The 21083-nt window shown below is 68.4% G+C and carries 17 protein-coding genes; 9 read left to right on the plus strand and 8 right to left on the minus strand.

Going from position 1 to position 21083, the window contains the following annotated elements:
• The first annotated feature begins 2 nt into the window (after positions 1-2).
• Entirely contained in the window at positions 3-4613 is a 4611-nt protein-coding gene (locus tag ACGFU7_RS26525) for a hypothetical protein (protein WP_393698809.1), read from the plus strand.
• Positions 4610-5716 (plus strand): hypothetical protein, encoded by a 1107-nt coding sequence (locus ACGFU7_RS26530; RefSeq protein ID WP_393698810.1) that lies wholly within the window; start codon positions 4610-4612, stop codon positions 5714-5716. The genes ACGFU7_RS26525 and ACGFU7_RS26530 overlap by 4 nt, the downstream gene beginning before the upstream one ends.
• Before the next feature lie 289 nt (positions 5717-6005).
• Here ACGFU7_RS26530 and ACGFU7_RS26535 read toward each other — a convergent pair whose 3' ends face one another.
• Both ACGFU7_RS26535 and ychF read right to left on the minus strand, forming a co-directional pair.
• The gene (locus ACGFU7_RS26535; RefSeq protein WP_097243113.1) at positions 6006-6857 is read right to left on the minus strand and encodes a DUF5655 domain-containing protein; all 852 of its coding nucleotides are present in this window, start codon (positions 6855-6857) and stop codon (positions 6006-6008) included.
• 374 nt (positions 6858-7231) lie between these two features.
• Positions 7232-8320: a redox-regulated ATPase YchF gene (ychF, locus tag ACGFU7_RS26540; RefSeq protein ID WP_393698812.1), complete on the minus strand. Its 1089-nt coding sequence runs from the start codon at positions 8318-8320 to the stop codon at positions 7232-7234.
• Positions 8321-8564: 244 nt separating this feature from the next.
• Here ychF and ACGFU7_RS26545 point away from each other — a divergent pair, with 244 nt between their 5' ends.
• The gene (locus ACGFU7_RS26545; protein WP_393698814.1) at positions 8565-9170 is read left to right on the plus strand and encodes a DUF6542 domain-containing protein; all 606 of its coding nucleotides are present in this window, start codon (positions 8565-8567) and stop codon (positions 9168-9170) included.
• A 45-nt stretch (positions 9171-9215) separates the two neighbouring features.
• On the opposite strand, the gene ppgK is transcribed toward ACGFU7_RS26545, so the two are convergent.
• Both ppgK and ACGFU7_RS26555 read right to left on the minus strand, forming a co-directional pair.
• On the minus strand, positions 9216-9953 hold the full coding sequence (ppgK, locus tag ACGFU7_RS26550) for a polyphosphate--glucose phosphotransferase (protein ID WP_393698816.1): 738 nt from the start codon (positions 9951-9953) through the stop codon (positions 9216-9218).
• A gap of 67 nt (positions 9954-10020) precedes the next feature.
• Positions 10021-11010: a 4-hydroxy-3-methylbut-2-enyl diphosphate reductase gene (locus tag ACGFU7_RS26555; RefSeq protein WP_176740219.1), complete on the minus strand. Its 990-nt coding sequence runs from the start codon at positions 11008-11010 to the stop codon at positions 10021-10023.
• Between the two features lie 74 nt (positions 11011-11084).
• Here ACGFU7_RS26555 and ACGFU7_RS26560 point away from each other — a divergent pair, with 74 nt between their 5' ends.
• From ACGFU7_RS26560 to ACGFU7_RS26575, 4 genes are all read left to right on the plus strand, one after another.
• The gene (locus ACGFU7_RS26560; protein WP_393698818.1) at positions 11085-12470 is read left to right on the plus strand and encodes an APC family permease; all 1386 of its coding nucleotides are present in this window, start codon (positions 11085-11087) and stop codon (positions 12468-12470) included.
• A 71-nt stretch (positions 12471-12541) separates the two neighbouring features.
• Positions 12542-13753: an exodeoxyribonuclease VII large subunit gene (gene xseA / locus ACGFU7_RS26565; RefSeq protein WP_393698820.1), complete on the plus strand. Its 1212-nt coding sequence runs from the start codon at positions 12542-12544 to the stop codon at positions 13751-13753.
• An 82-nt stretch (positions 13754-13835) separates the two neighbouring features.
• Positions 13836-14105: an exodeoxyribonuclease VII small subunit gene (locus ACGFU7_RS26570; protein WP_393698822.1), complete on the plus strand. Its 270-nt coding sequence runs from the start codon at positions 13836-13838 to the stop codon at positions 14103-14105.
• A gap of 162 nt (positions 14106-14267) precedes the next feature.
• Positions 14268-14858 (plus strand): malonic semialdehyde reductase, encoded by a 591-nt coding sequence (locus ACGFU7_RS26575; protein ID WP_393698824.1) that lies wholly within the window; start codon positions 14268-14270, stop codon positions 14856-14858.
• A gap of 90 nt (positions 14859-14948) precedes the next feature.
• On the opposite strand, the gene ACGFU7_RS26580 is transcribed toward ACGFU7_RS26575, so the two are convergent.
• On the minus strand, positions 14949-15467 hold the full coding sequence (locus ACGFU7_RS26580) for a DUF4245 domain-containing protein (RefSeq protein ID WP_393698826.1): 519 nt from the start codon (positions 15465-15467) through the stop codon (positions 14949-14951).
• A 142-nt stretch (positions 15468-15609) separates the two neighbouring features.
• On the opposite strand from ACGFU7_RS26580, the gene glpX reads away from it, so the two are divergent.
• Positions 15610-16641, plus strand: a complete 1032-nt coding sequence (gene glpX / locus ACGFU7_RS26585; protein WP_393698828.1) for a class II fructose-bisphosphatase — start codon at positions 15610-15612, stop codon at positions 16639-16641.
• A gap of 157 nt (positions 16642-16798) precedes the next feature.
• Here the strand turns inward: glpX and ACGFU7_RS26590 are convergent, their stop codons facing one another.
• Both ACGFU7_RS26590 and ACGFU7_RS26595 read right to left on the minus strand, forming a co-directional pair.
• Entirely contained in the window at positions 16799-17182 is a 384-nt protein-coding gene (locus ACGFU7_RS26590) for a WhiB family transcriptional regulator (RefSeq protein WP_383974803.1), read from the minus strand.
• Between the two features lie 200 nt (positions 17183-17382).
• Positions 17383-18045 carry a DUF1707 domain-containing protein gene (locus ACGFU7_RS26595; protein WP_393698830.1) on the minus strand — a complete coding sequence of 221 codons (663 nt, stop codon included), beginning with the start codon at positions 18043-18045 and terminating at the stop codon, positions 17383-17385.
• 195 nt (positions 18046-18240) lie between these two features.
• On the opposite strand from ACGFU7_RS26595, the gene ACGFU7_RS26600 reads away from it, so the two are divergent.
• Positions 18241-19917, plus strand: coding sequence for a fumarate hydratase (locus tag ACGFU7_RS26600; RefSeq protein ID WP_393698831.1), 1677 nt, complete (start codon positions 18241-18243; stop codon positions 19915-19917).
• 97 nt (positions 19918-20014) lie between these two features.
• On the opposite strand, the gene ACGFU7_RS26605 is transcribed toward ACGFU7_RS26600, so the two are convergent.
• Positions 20015-21001, minus strand: coding sequence for a LuxR C-terminal-related transcriptional regulator (locus tag ACGFU7_RS26605; protein WP_393698833.1), 987 nt, complete (start codon positions 20999-21001; stop codon positions 20015-20017).
• Between the last annotated feature and the right edge of the window lie 82 nt (positions 21002-21083).

The following is a 21083-nucleotide window of genomic DNA, read 5'->3' on the forward strand; positions in this document are numbered from 1 at the left end:
ACATGCTGCGACTGCGCCGGATCCGACTGGAAAACATCGGCCACAAGGACGCCCGCTTCAACGGCACCGTGCTGGACCTCACCGACCCCAACGGGCAGATCAGCGACGCCATCATCTGGCTGCGCAACGGCGGCGGCAAGTCCAGCCTGCTCGCGCTGTTCTTCAACCTGCTCCTGCCCGGCAAGCCCGACTTCATCGGCTACACGAAGAAGAAGGGCCTGATCGACTACGTCCTGGAAGGCAAACCCGCCCACGTCATCGCGGAATGGGAGGACGACGCCTCTCCCTTCGGGATCCCCGCGCTGATCACCGGCGCCGTCTACCAGTGGCCCGACGGACACCGCCCGGCTAACGACGACGATGCCTGGGACAAACTCCAGCGCGCCTGGTACACCCTTCGGCCCTCCGGGACTGCCGGCCTCACCACCCTGCCCGTGCACACGTTGGGCGGCTGGCGCAGCAAGAAGGGCTACCTTGAGGCCCTCACCCAGCTGATGCAGGCGGATCACCACCTGGACCTGCACATCGTGAACGACGGCAGCCACACCACGTGGGAGAAGACGCTGTCCAACCGTGGGCTCGATCCGCGGCTGCTGCAGGTGCAGCGCCGGATGAACCTCGACGAGGGGGCGATCACCGAACTCTTCCAGTTCGACAGCGCCGAGGGTTTCCTGGAGCTCCTCATCGACCTGGTCGTCGACCCCACCCAGCCAACGACCGTGCGCGCCAACCTCAAGAACCAAGCAGAGCGACTGGCCAAGCGGCCCGCACGTGAACTCGAACTACGGTTCCTGACTGGCGCTATCACCCGTCTGCGGCCATTGCAGCAAGCTGTGGCCGACACGGCGGCCCTCAACGGGCAGATGGCCGCCGCCCACGCGGCCGGCGAGCTGGCCTGTACATGGATCGGTGCCCGCCGCGACGCCCTCACCGCGCAGAGGGCGTCGTTGGCCGTCGGTGCCAGCGAGGCGCAGCAGAAGGCCGAACAGGCGCGTTGCCGCGCCGAAGAGCGCCGGCAGCGGGCCGACGTTCTCGACCTCGCGGCTGCGGTGCTCACCACCAGGGCCCGCCGTGCCGACCAGGAGCGGGCCGAAGCCGCCAAGGAGAGAGCCGAGGCGCGGAGGAGAGCCTGGCAGTCGGTTCATACCCACCTGGAGCGCGAGGGCCTGGAACGCGAGCAAGCCGAGTTGAACACGCTGCTCACCCGTCGTGTTCATGACGCTGCCCCGCTGCGGGAGGCGATGGAAAGCGCCGGCGCGATGTTGCGCGCCAAGCTCACCCAGGTCATTGAGGAGCGCGAGGCCGAGTCCGCGGAACTCACGCAGCGCGTCAAGGACGCCGAACGCGAGGGGAAGACGGCGGACCATGCCGAGACACAGCACCTGGTCGCTGCGGAGCAGGCCCGTAGCAGCGTTGCCCGCCTGCAGCAGTCCCTCCAAAAGATCGACGCCCTGATATCTCGAGCCCGTACGGACGGCCTACTGGAGCAGAAGGAGACTCCGGAGGAGGCCCACGCCCGCTGGTCAGCCGACACTGCACAGCTGGACACCCAGTTGACGCGTGGTCAGGTGCGCCTCAAGGAGCTGGCTGAGCAGCTCGCGGAACTGACCGGTGACCGGGAGACGGCTGACAGGCACTGGCGGGAAGCATCCAACGAGTACGACCGAATCTGGGACCGTTGGAGCCAGCTCCGTGCACAGCAGGAGCTCCTGGCCCGCCACCCCCGGCTGACCGAACTAGCGCTGCTGGACGACGAAGTAGCCGCCGGGAATGGCCTGGACTTCGATGTCGCCGGCTATCCCCTGCTGAAGGTGCTGGACCAGGAGATCACGCGGGCCCGGGATGCGCTGATCGCCGAGCAGCTCGCCGTGGCTGCCGACCGGCGGGCCCTGGCCTGCCTGGAGACCGAGGGCTACCTCCCCGCGCCGCTGGAGACCGAACGCGCCCTGGCCGCGCTCAGGGCTGCTGACATCTCGGTGGAGGCGGTCAGCGGTCTTCAGTTCCTGCGAGACTCGCTGCCTCCCCGCCAGCACGCAGCCGCAATCGCCAAGGCTCCCGACGTCGTCGGCGGCATCGTTGTCCTTGGCGACGTCGATGACCAGGATCTGCGCCGTTATATCGCTGCTACCGGTGTGAGAACTCGCTCAGTGATCTCGGTCTGCGATAGCGCCACCGCCCGCGCCCGCCTCACCGACACGGGCCGCGCCGATGTCCATGCTGTCTTCCCCGTCCAGCGGGCAGCTCTGGAACCCCAGGCCGCCGACGAGGAGCAGGTGCGGCTCCGGACCCGTATCAGCGAAAGCGCGGAGCGCTGTCAGCACATCACCACTGCCCAGGATCGCGACCAGACGCTGGTCCGCGAACTGACTGCGCATCTGGAAGCCTTCGGGGCCGCTCCTCGCCAGCGGCTCAAGGAATCCCTGGACCGGGCCGAGTCCCGCAGAGACGGCTGGAAGGACAAGCTCGACGCTCAGCAGATGAGTCGTCGGCAGGTACTGTCCGAACGCGACCGGATCCAGCAGAAGGTCACCGAGGCCACCGGTCGTCTCCGACAGGTGGCGGCCAGCGAGGAACGAACCCGGCAGGTCGCTGAGCAGGCACAGCGCACCAGCGACCTGCGAGAGCAACTTGACTCTGCGCAGCAGCACCAAGCCGACCGGCAGGAACAGGCGCGTCTGGCCACCAGCGCCAAAAAGGAAGCCCGCAAAGCCGAGCAGCGTTACCGGCGTGACGAAACGCTCTGCAGGCAGGATCTGAAACGACACCGCAGCGCGCTGCGCAAGCTCGCCGCCTTGGTGCCCGAGGACCCGGACGTGAGCCTGAACCTGCGGACCTTGGAGCGCTCGTCCCTGGACGCCTTGCAGGAACGATTCACCAACGCCCGGACCGCCTATGAGTCCGATACGGCAGATACCCAGCTGCGCACCGACCTTGCCATTACCGCTGGCCGGTTGGAGACGGCGGACAAAGCCCTGGCCGTGTTGGACGACGCCACTCGCGCACTCACCGCCGAGCTCGCCGCACGTCCCGAGGCCCAAGCCCCGGACCGCCGCGAGCGCGCTGTGGAGCAGGCTGAGCACGATGCCAGTGAGGCTGGCGAGCACGCAACGCGCAGTGCCATGCTGGCCGAGCAGGCCATGGAGGCCGAAGCGTCCGCCAGCCAGAAGCTCGGCGACGCGGGAGCCGCAACGGACTTTCAGGCCGACCTCTCTGAGCCCGAAGCGGCTGAGACCACGGCGCGAGAAACCCGGCAGGAGGCCGAGCAGGCCGATCGCGACCACACCGCCTACACCGAGCAGCACCACGCCCTCAAGGACAAGGCCAACGCAGCCGCGCTGAGCGCGAGTTCCCTGGACGGCGACCACCAAGTACTCCAAGCCAGTCTCAATGCGCTGGCCACTCAATGGTCACCCAGCCCCAAAGAACCACTGGCGGAAGCCGATGCCTGGCTCACTGAGCACTGCGGCATTACAGCCCAGGGCGTGCCCGCCCTGACCGAGGAACAGGCTCACCATCTGCGGGACCTGCTGACCGAAACCATCACCGCCGCACAGGCGACCCTGACAAAAGCCACCCGCAAGCTCGCCGGCGCCACCCGCCACGTACAACAACTGGCGGCCGACCGGCAGTACACCGATGCCGTCGACGCACAGATCGTCGCCCGACTCAGTGAAGACCCCGCGCAGCTGCACGCATCCTTGCCCGAACTGATCCCAGAGATCGAGCTCCGCGAGAAGCGCATCACCAAGCTGCTCGAGCAACTCACTGAGGACCAGCTCCTCTTGGTACAGCAGTGCGCGGCCCTTACCAAGACCATCGTGGCGATGCTGCACCAGGTCGCCCGGCACTCCAAGCTCCCTGCCGGACTGGGCGCCTGGTCGGGCAAGCCTTTCCTTACGCTCAAACTCGCCGGCTGGGGCAGCGAGGAGACCCTCACCCACCGCATAGCCACCTGTGTTGACATCCTAGTCGCCGACGTCGCTGCCAAGCACTCCAGCAGCGCCAATGTCCTACCTCCCGCGCTCGACTTGGCTAAACGTCTGGTCCTCGCCGCCCTGGGCGGCAGCGGAAGCATCACCGCCAGGGTCCTCAAGCCCCACCCAGTGCCGGTCATGGACCCCGTCGACGTCACGAAGATCAAGAAGTTCTCCGGCGGTGAACTCCTGACCGTATCGGTGCTGTTGTACTGCTGTCTGGCGCAGGTACGTGCTGCCAACCGCAACAGCGGGCTTCCCGGTGGCGTCGGCACCCTGCTGCTGGACAACCCAATGGGCAAGTCCAACTACGTGCCGTTCATCGATCTCCAGCGCACGGTCGCCGCCACTCACGGTGTCCAGCTCATCTACACCACGGGTGTGGAAGACCTCGACGCTGTCGGCCGCTTCCCTCTCATCCTGCGCCTGCGCAACAACGCACACGATGCTCGCAGCGGCCACCGCCTCGTCCAGCTGTCCGAACGCTACGGGGATGCGGTCAGCGCCGGCGTCACCGATGCCCGCTCCGACGGGATCCGTGCCGCACGGCTGTACCGATTCCCGCTCGCCGAGTCCGACAACGACCAGCCGGACGATTCCTCGGAAGCTGATGACCGGGATGGGGAAGACGGGGCATGACCACACCACGCACGCTCGACGAGATTCTGCTGGACCGGCTGAACGCGCACCCGCGGAAACGGATCCCCTTCGACGACCTGGCCGACGCCGCGTACACCTCGAACCCGGCACTCCTCACCGCGCCCGAACGGCGTCAGCTCCTTGCCGACGCTCTCACGGTTCTCCGGGACGCCGGCGCCCTCAAGCTGCCCGTCGCCCGGAAGTTTTGGGACCATACGGCGCTTCCGCCCCTGCCCCAATGGGCCGAGCGCATTGACCCGCCCCGTCCAGCCGTCAGCCGTCTCCCAACCCGATCTTGGGTAGCAGAGTTGTCTTTTCTCGACGGCCGCCGACTCTCTACGCACGACCATCACTTGTTCACCCGCCTCAACGGCTTCCTCCTCGCCGACGGAGCCAGCAGCGAACTGGTTCCGCTACGCGATCGCGCCTTCGAGCTGTTCGGCGACGAGAAGCACCTCGACGGCATTCACGACTCGAAATGGGTGCTCGGCGGCTTCCTGAGCATCAACGACCACCTACGGGCCTACCTCACCCCTGCGCCCCTGAACATCATCGAGCTCGGGTCGGCGCCCTCGCTTCTGATCGTCGAGAACACAGCCGCCTTCGACAACCTCCGCCGCATTCTGCGAAATTGGCCCCACCCCCACGAGGTCGGCTGGCTCGCTTTCGGCGACGGCGACCGTATCGCCTCCAGCATCACCACGCTCCCGGAGCGCCTCGCCGAAACAGGCCAGACGCTCACAGAGATCCTGTACTACGGAGACCTCGATTACGACGGTCTCCACTGTGTGATCCTCGCCAGCCAACGATCACTGTCGGTCGGCCTCCCCCCGCTCACCCCAGCAGGTGGGCTCTACGCAGCACTCCTCAAATGCGCACGCCGAAAGGCCGCTGTAGTCACTCCCGAGGCCGCCCACCAGGTCAGTTCCTGGCTGCCCTCACCACTCGCCAGCGATGTAATCGGCGCACTTACCAACGGAACCGTTGTCCGCCAGGAAGCCCTACTACTCACCGCACTGCGCAAAGTTCTCACACCAGCCAATGGCGCCTTGCGGCAACAACTCGCCGCTATCCCCGCCGACGCAGGCACGCCATTCAGCTAGGCCGTGGTTTAGCACTGGAGTTCGTGTCTCCCATCTTGCCGTGATGCTCCCGTGTGGGGGAGGGGATCTGCCAGATGACCGGTGGGCCGTGCTGGAACCGAGTGCGTCTTCCGGAGCGGGAGCAGAGGGGCGGAACATAGCGGCGGATCCCCGGTTACCGAAACCGGGGATCCGCCGAATACTTGGGGGACCCACCGCCACTCCCTGCCAGCCATACCGAAAGGCAAGCACTACGACGACTGACCACTCACACATCAACCGTCCTTGGCAGCGCAAGCCACCGCTCGTTTCATGCTGCGGCGTAGCTGAGGCGGAACAGGTCCTTCGCGCGCTCCAGATCCCGCTCGGTACGCAACTGCACCTCAAGATCGCCCGTGCCGTGGTGACCAAGCCCCGTCACATCCCGGGTGAACCCGGGCACGAGGTCCGTGCCCTTGGGGTCCGCCTTCAGGTAGACCAGCACCTTGGTCTGCTGGGGCGGTATGACGCAGGCGAAGTTACGCAGCCGCTGGTAGGCCGCGTACTGCTTGCGCTGGACGCGTGTGACGCCGTCCCCGAGGCCGCAAAGCACCTCGTCGGTAGCATCGGCCAGCTCAGCCATGGCCCCGGTCCGCTTACGGGGCGCTTCCAACACGGCCGCGCGCCGACGCACCCGCATGCCCGCGTGCGATTTTCCGGCGACAGAGGCCACGGTCTCAAGGCCGATGTGCTCGTTGCCGAAGTACCGGTAGCGGACCAGGTCGATGCTGCGCTGGTGCTCGCGCACGGCGTGCGCGTCGTAGCGGGTGAAGTCGCCGGCAACACAGATCAGGCGGGGGGCGCTCCACAGGACCTGGGCCGCAGCTAGAGCCCCGAGCCTGTCTCGGACCAGGGCATCGAAGGCGCTCCGGTGCGCGGTCAGCCAGGCCATGTAGTACAGGCCCTGGTTGATCACGCCGGCATCCGTGCCGCGCTTGTACTCAACGATGACCGGCGCACCGTTCTCGTCAATCCCGAGCGAGTCGATCCGCCCGCCGTCGACGCAGTCGATCACGTACTCGCTCGCCAGGAACCGCACCCCCAGCATCGTCTCCATGTGCGCCTCGATAAGGCTCTGCACATCCGCCTCGACGTCGGCAAGACGCGGCGTGACCTCAGTCACGCCGCCTTTCGTTGTGTGGAACAACTTCACGCCCGACTTCCCCCCTCGGCTAGGAGATCGACAACGTCGGGCGGGTGCAGATTTGTTTCCGCACGGGGCCATGAGGCCGTGAAGAAAGCGTGTGGATGGATCCTCTCCCTGCTCACCCGTCGCACCGGGCAGCACACTGTCCGAAACCCAGCACGGGCGTTCCCATCCCATCCCAGCACGATCCCAGCACGGTAGGGATGAGCAGGGGTGATGACAGGTGACGAGGGGTCAGCTATCCCAGCACCATCCCAGCACGGGAAAAAACCAAGGGCCCGACTCCGAAGAGTCGGGCCCTCTCTGACCTGGGCGTTTGCCAGATCAGCGACGTGGTGATATGTCAGCGGCTACACGTTGAAGCGGAACTCCACCACGTCCCCGTCCTGCATCACATAGTCCTTGCCCTCCATGCGGGCCTTGCCCTTGGCGCGGGCCTCGGCGACCGAGCCCATTTCGACCAGGTCCTCGAAGGAGACGATCTCCGCCTTGATGAAGCCCTTCTGGAAGTCGGTGTGGATCACACCGGCCGCCTCGGGGGCCGTGGCGCCCTTCTTGATCGTCCAGGCTCGGGCTTCCTTCGGTCCTGCCGTGAGGTAGGTCTGCAGGCCCAGGGTGTCGAAGCCGACGCGGCCGAGAGTGGCCAGGCCGGGCTCTTCCTGGCCCATGGACTGGAGGAGTTCGAGGGCCTCGTCGTCGTCGAGCTCGATCAGTTCGGACTCGATCTTGGCGTTGAGGAAGATCGCCTCGGCGGGGGCGACCAGGGCGCGCTGCTCGTTCTTGAAGTCCTCGTCGACCAGCTCGTCCTCGTCGACGTTGAAGACGTAGAGGAAGGGCTTGGTGGTGAGGAGGTGCAGCTCGTGGAGGAGCCTGCCCTTCTCCGTGCCGGCGGTGATGCCCGCGTGGAAGAGGGTGTCGCCCGCCTCCAGGATCTTCTGGGCCTCCTCGACCGCGGCGAGGACCGCGACCTTCTCCTTCTGGAGGCGGGACTCCTTCGTGAGGCGCGGGACGGCCTTCTCGACGGACTGGAGGTCGGCGAGGATCAGCTCGGTGTTGATCGTCTCGATGTCGTCCTTGGGCGAGACCTTGCCGTCGACGTGGACGACGTTCTCGTCCTTGAAGGCGCGGATGACCTGGCAGATCGCGTCGGACTCGCGGATGTTCGCGAGGAACTTGTTGCCCAGGCCCTCACCCTCCGAAGCGCCTCGGACGATGCCGGCGATGTCGACGAAGTCGACCGTCGCGGGGAGCAGCCGCTGGGAGCCGAAGATCTCCGCCAGCTTGTTCAGACGCGCGTCGGGGACGCCGACGACGCCCACGTTCGGCTCGATCGTGGCGAACGGGTAGTTGGCCGCCAGCACGTCGTTCTTGGTCAGGGCGTTGAACAGGGTCGACTTGCCGACATTCGGCAGGCCGACGATTCCGATCGTGAGCGACACGTTGGCGACTTCCTGAGGAGTTAGGAGGGGGAGGAGTGAGGAGGTGGTGGGACGGGTGGAAATGCGTGGGGCCCGGGTGGGCCGATTCTCCAGTTTACGGGCGGGGGCGACCGGGTAGCCACGGGTCCGGTCGGGCGTCGATTCGGTTCCCGTTCGGCCGTGTGGCATCGAACTCACCCCCAAGGTCACCCAAAGCGCGTGTCCCGCACCTGTTTCCTCCCGCCCGGCGACCTACGTTGTCCCGGTGGAGCAGCACAGGACACGTCCCCCGCAGCGCAGGCAGTCTCAGCAGGCCCCGCTGTCCCCGCAGGGCACCATCGACGAAGCCGCCACCGTCTATCGGGTGATGGACGCGCAGCCGGAGGGCCGGTCCCGGCCGGTGCCACCAGCCGTTCTCGCGCTGCGCAGGCTGCCGAATCCCCGGCTGACCGGCATCGGTGCGGGGCTCTTCGCCGCCGCCTCCATGTTCGTACTGGCGTGCCTCGACTGGCTGGTCCTCGACGGTTCGTCGACCGTGTTCGGGGTGCTGTTCCTGCCGGTCAGTGCGCTGACCGCGCTGTGGGTACGGCCCGCGGACCTGGTGACCGCGCCGATCATCGTGCCGATCGCGTTCGCCGTCGGCGTCATCCCGATCTCCGGCGGCACGGGCGGCTTCGGCGGCCAGACCATGGCGCTCGTCACCGCGCTCGCCGTACATGCCGGGTGGCTGTACGGCGGGACGCTCATCGCCGGGCTCATCGCGACCGTACGGAAGGTACGGCTGATGCGGCAGCGGCAACGTCAGCGTCGGATGCTGCTCGCCGCGCAGACGGCCCGGAGCGCTCAGGGACCGCGCCGCCCGCAACGCTGACCCGGGCGGCGGGGAAGGGCAACCGAAAAGGCCGTCGGGCGGGCCCTACGCCGTGTTCGCCGCCATCGCCGCTCCCACGATGCCCGCGTTGTTCTGCAGCTCCGCCGGCACCATCTCGGCCCGTACATGCTCGATCAGCGGCAGGAACTTGTCGGCCTTGCGGCTGACCCCGCCGCCGATGATGAAGAGCTCGGGCGAGAACAGCATCTCCACATGGGTCAGGTACTTCTCCACCCGGTGCGCCCAGTGGTGCCAGCTCAGCTCCTCGTCCTCCTTGGCCTTGGTGGAGGCGTGCTTCTCCGCGTCGTGGCCGTTCAGCTCCAGATGGCCCAGCTCGGTGTTGGGGACGAGCTTGCCGTCGATGAAGAGGGCGCTGCCGATCCCCGTACCGAGCGTCAGTACGATCACCGTCCCCTTGCGGTCGCGCCCCGCGCCGAATGCCATCTCCGCGATGCCGGCCGCGTCGGCGTCGTTCAGGACGGTGACGGGGAGGCCGAGTCTGTCGCCGAGCAGTCCGCGGGCGTCCGTGTCGATCCAGCCCTTGTCGACATTGGCCGCGGTGCGTGTGCAGCCGCTCGTGACGACGCCCGGGAAGGTGATGCCCACCGGGCCCGACCAGTCGAAATGACCGACCACCTCGGCCACGCAATCGGCCACGTCCTTGGGCGTGGCCGGGTGCGGTGTCAGTACTTTGTGGCGCTCCTGCGCCAGGTCTCCGCGGTCCAGGTCCACGGGAGCACCCTTGATCCCGGATCCGCCGATGTCCACGCCGAAGATCTGCATGCAATCCACGGTACGGGCAGGTGGCCCGGCTCACTTCCCGGAACGGGAAGCCGTCGGCTCGAAGCCGTCACTTCTCCACGAGCGCCGCGGCCTCGGCGCGCAGGTCTCGGCGGAGTTCCTTGGGCAGCGAGAACGTGATGGACTCCTCGGCCGCCTTCACGATCTCCACGTCCTCGAAACCGCGCTCCGAGAGCCACGCCAGGACGCCGTCGACCAGGACCTCGGGGACGGATGCGCCCGAGGTGACGCCGACCGTGGAGACACCCTCAAGCCAGGCCTCGTCGATCTCGTCGGCGAAGTCGACCAGATGGGCGTCGTTCGCACCGGCGCCGAGGGCGACCTCGACCAGGCGGACCGAGTTGGAGGAGTTCTTGGAGCCGACGACGATCACGAGGTCGGCGTCCGCGCCCATCTGCTTCACGGCGATCTGGCGGTTCTGCGTGGCGTAGCAGATGTCGTCGCTGGGCGGCGAGATCAGGAGCGGGAACTTCTCCTTGAGCGCGCCGACGGTCTCCATCGTCTCGTCGACGGAGAGCGTGGTCTGGGAGAGCCAGACGACCTTCGACGGGTCGCGCACCTCGACATCGGCGACGTCCTCGGGGCCGTCGACCAGCGTGATGTGCTCGGGGGCCTCGCCGGAGGTGCCGATGACCTCCTCGTGGCCCTCGTGGCCGATCAGGAGGATGTCGAAGTCGTCCTGCGCGAAGCGGACGGCTTCCTTGTGGACCTTGGTGACCAGGGGGCAGGTCGCGTCGATCGTGGCGAGCTTCCGCTCGGCCGCCTCCTCGTGCACGGTCGGCGCGACGCCGTGCGCGGAGAACATCACGATCGAGCCCTCGGGGACCTCCGCCGTCTCCTCGACGAAGATCGCGCCCTTCTTCTCCAGGGTCTGTACGACGTACTTGTTGTGGACGATCTCGTGGCGCACGTACACCGGGGAGCCGTACTGCTCCAGGGCTTTCTCCACGGCGATCACGGCACGGTCCACGCCCGCGCAGTAGCCACGGGGAGCGGCGAGCAGGACGCGGCGGGGTGTCGTAGCAGTCATGCGCCCCATCGTAAGGCCGAGCCGAACGCGCGGAAGATCGGCGGGGTCGCGAGACTGATGCGTACGCGATCGACGGAGGGCTCATGTCGGGGACCGGCAGCGGCAGCGGCGGCGGGGTTACGGAGGCGGAGGGGGCGCACCAGGAGGAAGGCAGGCTGCGGCGGACGCTCGGCTTCCGGGATCTGGTGGTCTACGGGCTCCTCTTCATCGCTCCGATGGCGCCCGTCGGCGTATTCGGCACACTCGACGCGAAATCGGGCGGTGCGGTCGCGCTGGTCTATGTCGCGGCGACCGTCGTGATGGCGTTCACGGCCTTCAGTTACGCCCAGATGGTGCGGGTCGCCCCGCTGGCCGGCTCGGTCTTCGCGTACGCCCGCAAGGGGCTCGGGGAAGGGCCGGGGTTCATCGCCGGGTGGATGGCGATGCTCGACTATCTACTGATCCCCGCGGTCGCCTATCTCTTCTCCGGGATCGCGATGAATTCGCTCGTGCCGTCGGTGTCGCGGTGGGTGTGGACGGCGCTCGCGGTGGTCATCACCACGCTGCTCAATCTCTGGGGTGTACGGGCCGCCGCCCGGGTCGGCTTCGCGGTGCTGGCGATGGAGATCGTGGTGCTGCTGGTGTTCCTGGTGTCGGCGGTGGTGGTTCTTGTACAGGACGGGGCGCAGCGCGGCTGGCTGACCCCGCTCACCGGGGATTCCGGCTTCTCCGCGTCGGCGGTGCTGGGTGCGGTGTCGGTGGCCGTGCTGTCGTATCTGGGCTTCGACGCCATCGCCTCGTTCGCGGAGGAGGTGACGGGGGGCTCGTCGAAGGTGGCGCGGGCGGTGTTGTTCTGTCTGGTGCTCGCGGGTGTGCTGTTCGTGGCGCAGGGGTATCTGGCGGCGCTGCTGGAGCCGATGACGTCGGCGGAGCTGGCCGCCGATCCGGCCGCGCAGGGATCGGCGTTCTACGACACGGTGGACTCCGCGGTCGGGACCTGGCTGCACGATCTGGTGGCGGTCAGCAAGGCGATCGGGGCGGCCTTCGCGGCGCTGGCCGGGCAGGCCGCCGCGGGGCGGCTGCTGTTCGCGATGGCCAGGGAGCGGCGGCTGCCCTCGCGGCTGGCCGAGGTCGACCCGCGGTCCGGGGTGCCGCGGGTCGCGATCCTGCTCGCCGCGACAGTGACGCTGATCGCGGCGGTGTGGGCGGCCCGGCGCGCCGACGGCCTCGACCATCTGGTGTCCGTCGTCGACATCGGCGCGCTGACGGCGTTCGTGCTGCTGCACGCGTCGGTGGTCGGCTGGTTCGCCGTACGCCGGATGGAAGGGCCGCCCAGCTGGTGGCGGCATGTGCTGGTGCCGGTGGTGGGTGCGGGGGTGCTGATCGCGGTGATCGTGGCGGCGACGGCGAGCGCTCAGGTGGTGGGGGTGTGCTGGCTGGGGGTGGGGCTGGTGGTGCTCGCGTTGCAGTGGGGGCGGCGCACAGCCTGAGCCGGGGGCGCGTCGGAGCGGCTGTTGTCGTGGGCGGCTGATTGTCGGTGGGGGCGGATACGCTCGCTCGCATGGCTCTCCAAACGTCCGCGGAAGCTCCGCTGCCCGTCGGTGATGTGTCGCGGCTCATCGGCGGGTGGATCGACCGGCTCGGCGCCGTCTGGGTCGAGGGGCAGATCACCCAGCTGTCGCGGCGGCCGGGCGCCGGCGTGGTGTTTCTGACGCTGCGCGACCCGTCGCAGGACATCTCGGTGAGCGTGACGTGCTTCCGCCAGGTCTTCGACCGGATCGCGGATGTCGTGACGGAGGGGGCACGGGTCGTCGTCCTCGCCAAGCCCGAGTGGTACGCGCCGCGCGGCCAGCTGTCCCTGCGGGCCACGGAGATACGGCCGGTCGGCATCGGTGAGCTGCTGGTCCGCCTTGAGCAGCTGAAGAAGTCGCTGGCCTCGGAGGGGCTCTTCGCGCTCGACCGGAAGAAGCCGCTGCCGTTCCTGCCGCAGCTGATCGGACTGGTCTGCGGCCGGGCCTCGGCGGCCGAGCGCGACGTCCTGGAGAACGCTCGGCGGCGCTGGCCCGCGGTGCGGTTCGAGGTGCGCAACACGGCGGTGCAGGGGGTGCACGCGGTGAATCAGGTCGTCCAGGCCGTGAAGGAGCTGGACGACCTCCCGGACGTCGACGTGATCGTGGTGGCGCGGGGCGGCGGCAGCGTGGAGGATCTGCTGCCGTTCTCGGACGAGCAGCTGATCCGTACGGTCGCCGCGTGCCGTACGCCGGTGGTGTCGGCGATCGGTCACGAGCCGGACTCCCCGCTGCTCGACCTGGTCGCGGATCTGCGCGCCTCCACGCCGACGGACGCGGCGAAGAAGATCGTGCCCGATGTGGGCGAGGAGCTGGACCGGGTGCAGCAGCTGCGGGACCGTGCGCTGCGGACGGTACGGGGGCTGCTGGACCGGGAGGAGCGGGGGCTGGCTCATGCGCTGGGCCGGCCCGCGATGGAGCATCCCCAGCGGATGGTGGACGAGCGGGCGTCGGAGATCGATGCGCTGATCGGCCGGGGCCGGAGGGTGCTGGGGCATCTGCTGGACCGGGCGGACTCGGAGCTCGCCCATACCCGGGCGCGGGTCGTCGCGTTGTCGCCCGCGGCGACGCTGGAGCGCGGATATGCGGTGCTGCAGCGGTCGGACGGCCATGTGGTGCGGGCTCCCGCGGACGCGGGGGCGCCGGGCGATGTGCTTCGGGCGCGGGTTTCGGGGGGCGAGTTCGCGGTGCGGGTGAGCGAGTGAGCAAGCGGGTGAGTGAGCAAGCGAGCGAAGGTTCGGTGCGAGGTCGGAGGCTCCTGATGGGCCGGAACGTAGGGTGGAGCGCATGACGGACGACGGGACTACGACGGCTGGCGCCGCGGGCACGCTCGGATACGAGCAGGCCCGTGACGAGCTGATCGAGGTGGTGCGGCGCCTGGAGGCGGGCGGTACGACACTGGAGGAGTCCCTCGCGCTGTGGGAGCGGGGCGAGGAGCTGGCGAAGGTGTGCCGGCACTGGCTGGAAGGCGCGCGCGCACGGCTGGACGCGGCCCTGGCGGGCCCGGCCGACCCCCAGGAGAACGGCGGCGGCGCAACAGCCGCCGACAACGGCTGAGACTTCCCCGGCTTCCCCGGCCCCTGCCGGCGACTGGCGCAAGAGGCCCACGCTGTGGAACAGATCACTCCGTTCCGGTTTTAGTTGAAAGTTAACCTTTCTCTCCCGTACCGTGGTCGGCGTTGCTTGATCCCCGTGTACGTCCGGAAGGTAAAACGCAAGATGTCCCTCGTTCTTGACCCCGCCGCCCAGGACCTCCTCTTCCGTGAGGCCCGTACCGCCAACACCTTCACCGACGAGCCGGTGACCGAGGAGCAGGTCCAGGCGATCTACGACCTGGTCAAGTACGGCCCCACCGCGTTCAACCAGTCGCCGCTGCGCGTCGTCCTGGTCCGCTCCGACGACGCCCGTGCGCGCCTCGTCAAGCACATGGCCGAGGGCAACCAGCCGAAGACCTCGACCGCCCCGCTGGTCGCCATCCTGGTCGCCGACAACGAGTTCCACGAGGAGCTCCCGGCCCTGATGCCGCACTTCCCGCAGGCCAAGGACGCGTTCTTCTCCGAGCGCCCGGTCCGCGAGTCGTCCGCCTCGCTCAACGGTGCGCTGCAGGCCGCGTACTTCATCATCGGCGTCCGCGCCGCCGGCCTGGCCGCGGGCCCGATGACCGGCTACGACGCCGCGGGCATCGAGAAGGAGTTCCTGGACGGCGACCACAAGGTGCTGATGGTCGTCAACATCGGCAAGCCGGGCGAGGACGCCTGGTTCCCGCGTCTGCCGCGTCTCGCCTACGACGAGGTCGTCAAGACCGTCTGATCGTCGCCACGCGTACGGCCACACGTACGGAGAAGGCCCTGGAGCACCATGTGCTGCTCCAGGGCCTTCTGCGCATGTCGCGTACGACGATCAGGACGACTTGAGCGCGGCGGCCATCTCCGCCAGCCGCTCCGGCGAGGCGGAACCCGTGACCACCGTGGTCGCACCCTTGTCCTGGCGCACGAGGGCGTCGTACTTCTCGCCCTTCCAGTGCTGCCACGTCTCGCCCGCGACCTGCTGCGTACGCCCGGTGTCCCTGGCGTCCCGGCTGACCTCGGTCACGTACTTCTTCGACGGGGACGTGGACTGCTCCACCGCGACGTACTTGCCCTCCGGGTCGAGGAAGCCCAGGTGCCAGCTGTCGCCCGCCTTGCGGTCGTAGCTGACCGAGGTCGGCTTCCACTCCTTGGCCAGTCCGTCCGGGGCGGCCACCGGGTACGGTGCCGCGCGCCGCGCCGTCAGGAGCTCCACCCGGTAGTCGACCGTCTTGACCGGGTTGGCGTTCTCGTCGTGCGGAACGAAGATGTAAACGACCCCTGCCGCAGCGGAGATCACCGCCATCGACAGGAACATGTCCCGCACTGTCTGCTTGCCTCGCTTGCTAGCCACGGGTCCATGGTCGCATTAGGCCCGACGGGCCCGACCCGGGGGCAGCCCGCTCATACGTGACCCGGTCTGCTCATTTTATCGACCTGACGATAGAGTCAGAGCACCCTCTTCCGGTCGTCGCCGTACAGAAAGGTGCGCTCCGATGTCCGAGCATCATCTGCCGTCTCAGCTAGAGGTCTCCCCGGAGGCCCCCGACCGTAACCTCGCCCTGGAGTTGGTCCGGGTCACCGAGGCCGCCGCCATGGCAGCAGGGCGCTGGGTCGGCCGCGGCGACAAGATCGGCGCCGACGGCGCCGCCGTGAAGGCCATGCGGACCCTCGTCTCCACCGTCTCGATGAACGGCGTCGTCGTCATCGGCGAGGGCGAGAAGGACGAAGCCCCCATGCTGTTCAACGGCGAGCGCGTCGGTGACGGCACCGGCCCCGAGGTCGACATCGCCGTCGACCCGATCGACGGTACGACCCTGAACGCCAAGGGCATGCCGAACGCGATCGCCGTGCTGGCCGCCGCCGACCGCGGCACCATGTTCGACCCGTCCGCGGTCTTCTACATGGACAAGCTGGTCACCGGCCCCGAGGCCGCCGATTTCGTCGACATCAATGCGCCCGTCTCGGTGAACATCCGCCGTGTCGCGAAGGCGAAGAACTCCGCCCCCGAGGACGTCACCGTCGTCATCCTCGACCGCCCCCGCCACGACGGCATCGTCAAGGAGATCCGGGAGACCGGCGCCCGGATCAAGTTCATCTCCGACGGCGACGTCGCGGGCTCGATCATGGCCGCCCGCGAAGGGACCGGCGTCGACCTGCTGATGGGCATCGGCGGCACCCCCGAGGGCATCATCTCGGCCTGCGCCATAAAGTGCCTCGGCGGTGTCATCCAGGGCAAGCTCTGGCCGAAGGACGAGGCCGAGCGGCAGCGCGCGCTGGACGCCGGGCACGACCTGGACCGGGTGCTGTCCACCGACGACCTGGTCAGCGGCGACAACGTGTTCTTCGTCGCGACCGGCATCACGGACGGTGAGCTGATGCGCGGCGTGCGGTACCGCGCGGAGACGGCGACCACCGAGTCGATCGTCATGCGGTCCAAGTCCGGCACCATCCGGAAGATCGACTCGACCCACCGGCTGTCGAAGCTGCGCGCCTACAGCGCGATCGACTTCGACCGCGCGAAGTAGGTTCTCTCCCCGGGGTTCGGGGAGCAGAACGCGAAGAGGCGCCCCCCGTGTGCGGTGGGGGCGCCTTTTCGCGTGTACGGATGCAACGGCGCCGGTTCAGGTTCGCGTGTACGGACGCGGGGCACCGGCTCAGGTCCCCGGCCGCGCCGTCGACGGGTCAGCCCGCCGCGGCTATGCGGCCCGTAGCGGCGGAGGATGCGGAGGATGCCTTGAGCTCCATCTCGCGCCGTCTGCGACGGGCGAGCACCACGCGGCGCTCGGCGGCGGTGAGGCCGCCCCACACCCCGTACGGCTCCGGCTGTATGAGGGCGTGTTCCTGGCATTCGACCATCACCGGGCAGCGCGCGCAGACCCGCTTCGCGGACTCCTCGCGCGCGAGTCTGGCAGCAGTCGGCTCCTTCGACGGGGCGAAGAACAGCCCGGCTTCGTCCCGGCGGCACACCGCCTCCGAGTGCCAGGGGCCGGCCTGGTCCTCCCGCGCAGGGGTGCGCTGGGGAGGGACGGCGGCGACCTGCAGGGGCTGATGCGGCAGTTGCAGCACGGTCTACTCCTGACGACGGCTTCGCGAGCGAGAGACGATGCAGCACTCCCTACCCGCTGTGCGCGCGCCTATGCACTGAGTGGCGCGTGGTTCCGGGCTGCGGAATTGCGGCCGGTCAGGAATATGGCTTGTTCTCGAAGGAGTTCGGAGAAGCTCGGAGGAGTTCGGAGGAGTTCGGAGGCGGGCGGATCGCGCCGTCCCTAGCCGAGGTATTTGCGCAGCCGGTCCTGGAGATCCGCAATGAACTTCCCGCGCTTGGGCCTCGCCTCGACGCTGCCGAACACCGAATAACCGTTGATGACGACCACTGGCGCTTCGGGGTCCGCGGATTCCAGTGTGGCGACTTCGAAACTGCCGAAGACGCCCGTGCCGCTGCCGCGCAGCGAGATGTTCTCGGGGACCTTGATCTCGACACTTCCGAAGATGGAGGTTGCATTGATCACCGTGAGTCTCTGACCGAAAAGCGCCTCGGTCAGATCGATATCCACGCTGCCGAAGAGCGCAAAGGCGTTCGTACGGCCGCCGACCCGCCAACGCCCCTTGCGGGTGGAGCTGCTGAAGATCGCCACCAGGTTCTCGGCGGGGCCCGTGGGGCTCTCGTGGCCGTAGGGGCCCGGCTCCGCGGCCGAGCCGGAGGCGCCCTGGGGGGCGGGCAGATCCCGTACCAGCGGCTCCAGTTCGCCGACGGTCTTGGCGCGGTAGACCGCATCGACCCGCTCGGCATGTTCCTCGGCGGTGAGCCGACCCTCGGCCATGGCCTCGCGCAGGATGTCCGCGATCCGGTCGCGGTCCGCGTCGGAGGCACGGATACCGGCCGGCTCCGCCGGGGCTACGGGCTGCTGGGGGTGCTTTTCGAGGTCCACCGGCCCAGCGTACCCAAACGCGATAGATCGCGACTAGCCCCCACCGCGCCTCCGCCGTGTCGCCCCGTGTCACCTCATGCCGCCCCGCATGGATGCCGAACTGAGCCTTACCTCACAGCTTCGGCGTCCGCGCGGCGTTCTACCCTGGTGGGTGCGCTGCCCAAGGGAGGTCAGCCGCTGTCTGCCGAGTGAGGAATGGCCGTAATGCCAGAGTTTGCGTACTCCGATCTGCTCCCCCTGGGAGAGGACACCACGCCGTATCGTCTGGTGACCTCCGAGGGTGTCTCCACCTTCGAGGCCGACGGTCGTACGTTCCTCAAGGTCACCCCGGAGGCGCTGCGCACCCTGGCCGCCGAGGCCATGCACGACATCTCGCACTACCTGCGCCCCGCCCACCTGGCGCAGCTGCGGCGGATCGTGGACGACCCCGAGGCGTCGTCCAACGACAAGTTCGTCGCACTCGACCTGCTGAAGAACGCGAATATCGCCGCCGCGGGCGTCCTGCCGATGTGCCAGGACACCGGCACCGCGATCGTCATGGGCAAGCGCGGGCAGAACGTACTCACCGAAGGCGGTGACGAAGAGGCCCTGTCGTACGGCATCTTCGACGCGTACACCAAGCTCAACCTGCGCTATTCGCAGATGGCTCCGCTCACCATGTGGGAGGAGAAGAACACCGGCTCGAATCTGCCCGCGCAGATCGAGCTGTACGCCACCGACGGCGGCGCGTACAAATTCCTCTTCATGGCAAAGGGCGGCGGCTCGGCCAACAAGTCGTTCCTCTTCCAGGAGACGAAGGCCGTGCTGAACGAGGCCTCCATGATGAAGTTCCTGGAGGAGAAGATCCGTTCGCTGGGTACGGCCGCCTGCCCGCCGTACCACCTGGCGATCGTCGTCGGCGGTACGTCGGCCGAGTTCGCGCTGAAGACCGCGAAGTACGCCTCCGCGCACTACCTGGACGAGCTGCCCGCCGAGGGCTCCCCCACCGGTCACGGCTTCCGTGACAAGGAGCTGGAGGAGAAGGTCTTCGAACTGACGCAGAAGATCGGCATCGGCGCCCAGTTCGGCGGCAAGTACTTCTGCCACGACGTGCGTGTCGTCCGCCTCCCCCGCCACGGCGCCTCGCTGCCCGTCGCGATCGCCGTGTCCTGCTCGGCGGACCGCCAGGCCACCGCGAAGATCACCGCCGAGGGCGTCTTCCTGGAGCAGCTGGAGAAGGACCCGGCCCGCTTCCTGCCGGACACCACCGACGAGCACCTGGACGAGGCCGGGGACGTCGTCGAGATCGACCTCAACCGGCCGATGGACCAGATCCTCGCCGAGCTGACCAAGTACCCGGTCAAGACCCGGCTCTCGCTGACCGGCCCGCTGGTCGTGGCCCGCGACATCGCGCACGCCAAGATCAAGGAGCGGCTGGACGCGGGCGAGGAGATGCCGCAGTACCTGAAGGACCACCCGGTCTACTACGCGGGCCCGGCGAAGACGCCCGAGGGGTACGCCTCCGGCTCCTTCGGCCCGACGACGGCCGGCCGCATGGACAGTTACGTCGCGCAGTTCCAGGCAGCGGGCGGCTCCAAGGTGATGCTCGCCAAGGGCAACCGGTCCCAGCAGGTCACCGACGCGTGCGACGCGCACGGCGGTTTCTACCTCGGCTCGATCGGCGGACCGGCGGCGCGCCTCGCGCAGGACTGCATCAAGAAGGTCGAGGTCGTCGAGTACGAGGAGCTCGGCATGGAAGCGGTCTGGAAGATCGAGGTCGAGGACTTCCCCGCGTTCATCGTCGTCGACGACAAGGGCAACGACTTCTTCACCGAGCCCGCCCCGGCGCCGACGTTCACCAGCATTCCGGTGCGGGGTCCGGGTCTCGCCTGATGAGCTGAGGCGTACCGCAGACACGGTCCCGCGGGGGCGTTCCGGCCGTATTCCATCGGCCGGAACGCCCCCGCGGGCCGTTCTCACTCCCCCGTTCTCAGCCCTCCAGCAGCCCCGACGTCGCGACCAGATAGCCGAGTTGGGCGCGGCTGTTGCTGCCCAGTTGCTCGGAGACCCTCCGCACGTGCTCGGCGACACTGCGGCGGCTCATCCCGAGCCGGCGGGCGATCGACTCGTCCGTCTCGCCGCCCACAACCGCCTGCAGGATGGTCCGTTGCAGGTCGGAGGTGACGACCGGGGTGCGCAGCGGTACGCGTTCCGGGCGGACCGGGACCGAGCGGGCCCAGGCTTCGTCGAAGTGACGGACCAGGAAGCGAACCAGGGACGGGTGCTGGATGCGCAGGGCGCTGTGCTTCTCGTCGGAGTACGGGACGAACGCGAAGTTCCGGTCGAAGATGATGATCCGGTCGACGACCTCGGCCAGCGTTCCGACCTCGGCGCCCTCGGTGGTCACCCGCTCGATGTAGGCGAGCGTCGTACGGTCCGAGCGGACGGTGTGCTGGTAGATCGTCCGCTGCCGGAGGCCCCGCCGCAGATTGCGCAGGTCCCGGGGCAGCGACTCCTCAAGCGTGTGCGCGGGACGGCCGCCGCCGGGGTGGGCGGTGCGGACCTCCTCGCGGCAGCCGGCGACGCCCGCGTCGAGCGCCTTGCCGATCACGGCCGCGCCGGAGAGCCGGGTGAGGGCGGGCTGTTCGAGCCGGTGCACATCGGCGTACAGGCCCTCGAACACGGCAAGCGTGGCACGGGCCGAGCGCAGCGTGCGGCGCTCGCGGGCGATCGCCTCCTCGATGGGCCCGAGTGCGTCGAACGAGGCGGTCTCGGGCGGTACGGGGATCAGGCGTCCCGGTGAGTCACGGTCCTGCACCATCAGATGCAGGGTGCTCAGGCAGCCGGGCACCTCGCCCACCGGAAGGCTTCCTTCCGTGAGCGCGCGCCGATAGGCCGCGAGGGCCGTGTCGCAGGCGCGGTCCGGTGACGATTCGCGGCAATCACACGCCCGTGGGCCGGAATGATCGTCCTTCACAACCATGCAGATTACATTCGTGCAATCCGGAGGCCATGGGCGAGCACGGCCGCTCGGTGAGTATGGGCCGGTGACGTCGCAC

The sequence above is a fragment of the Streptomyces sp. NPDC048473 genome (genome assembly GCF_043200155.1).
Lineage (GTDB): Bacteria > Actinomycetota > Actinomycetes > Streptomycetales > Streptomycetaceae > Streptomyces.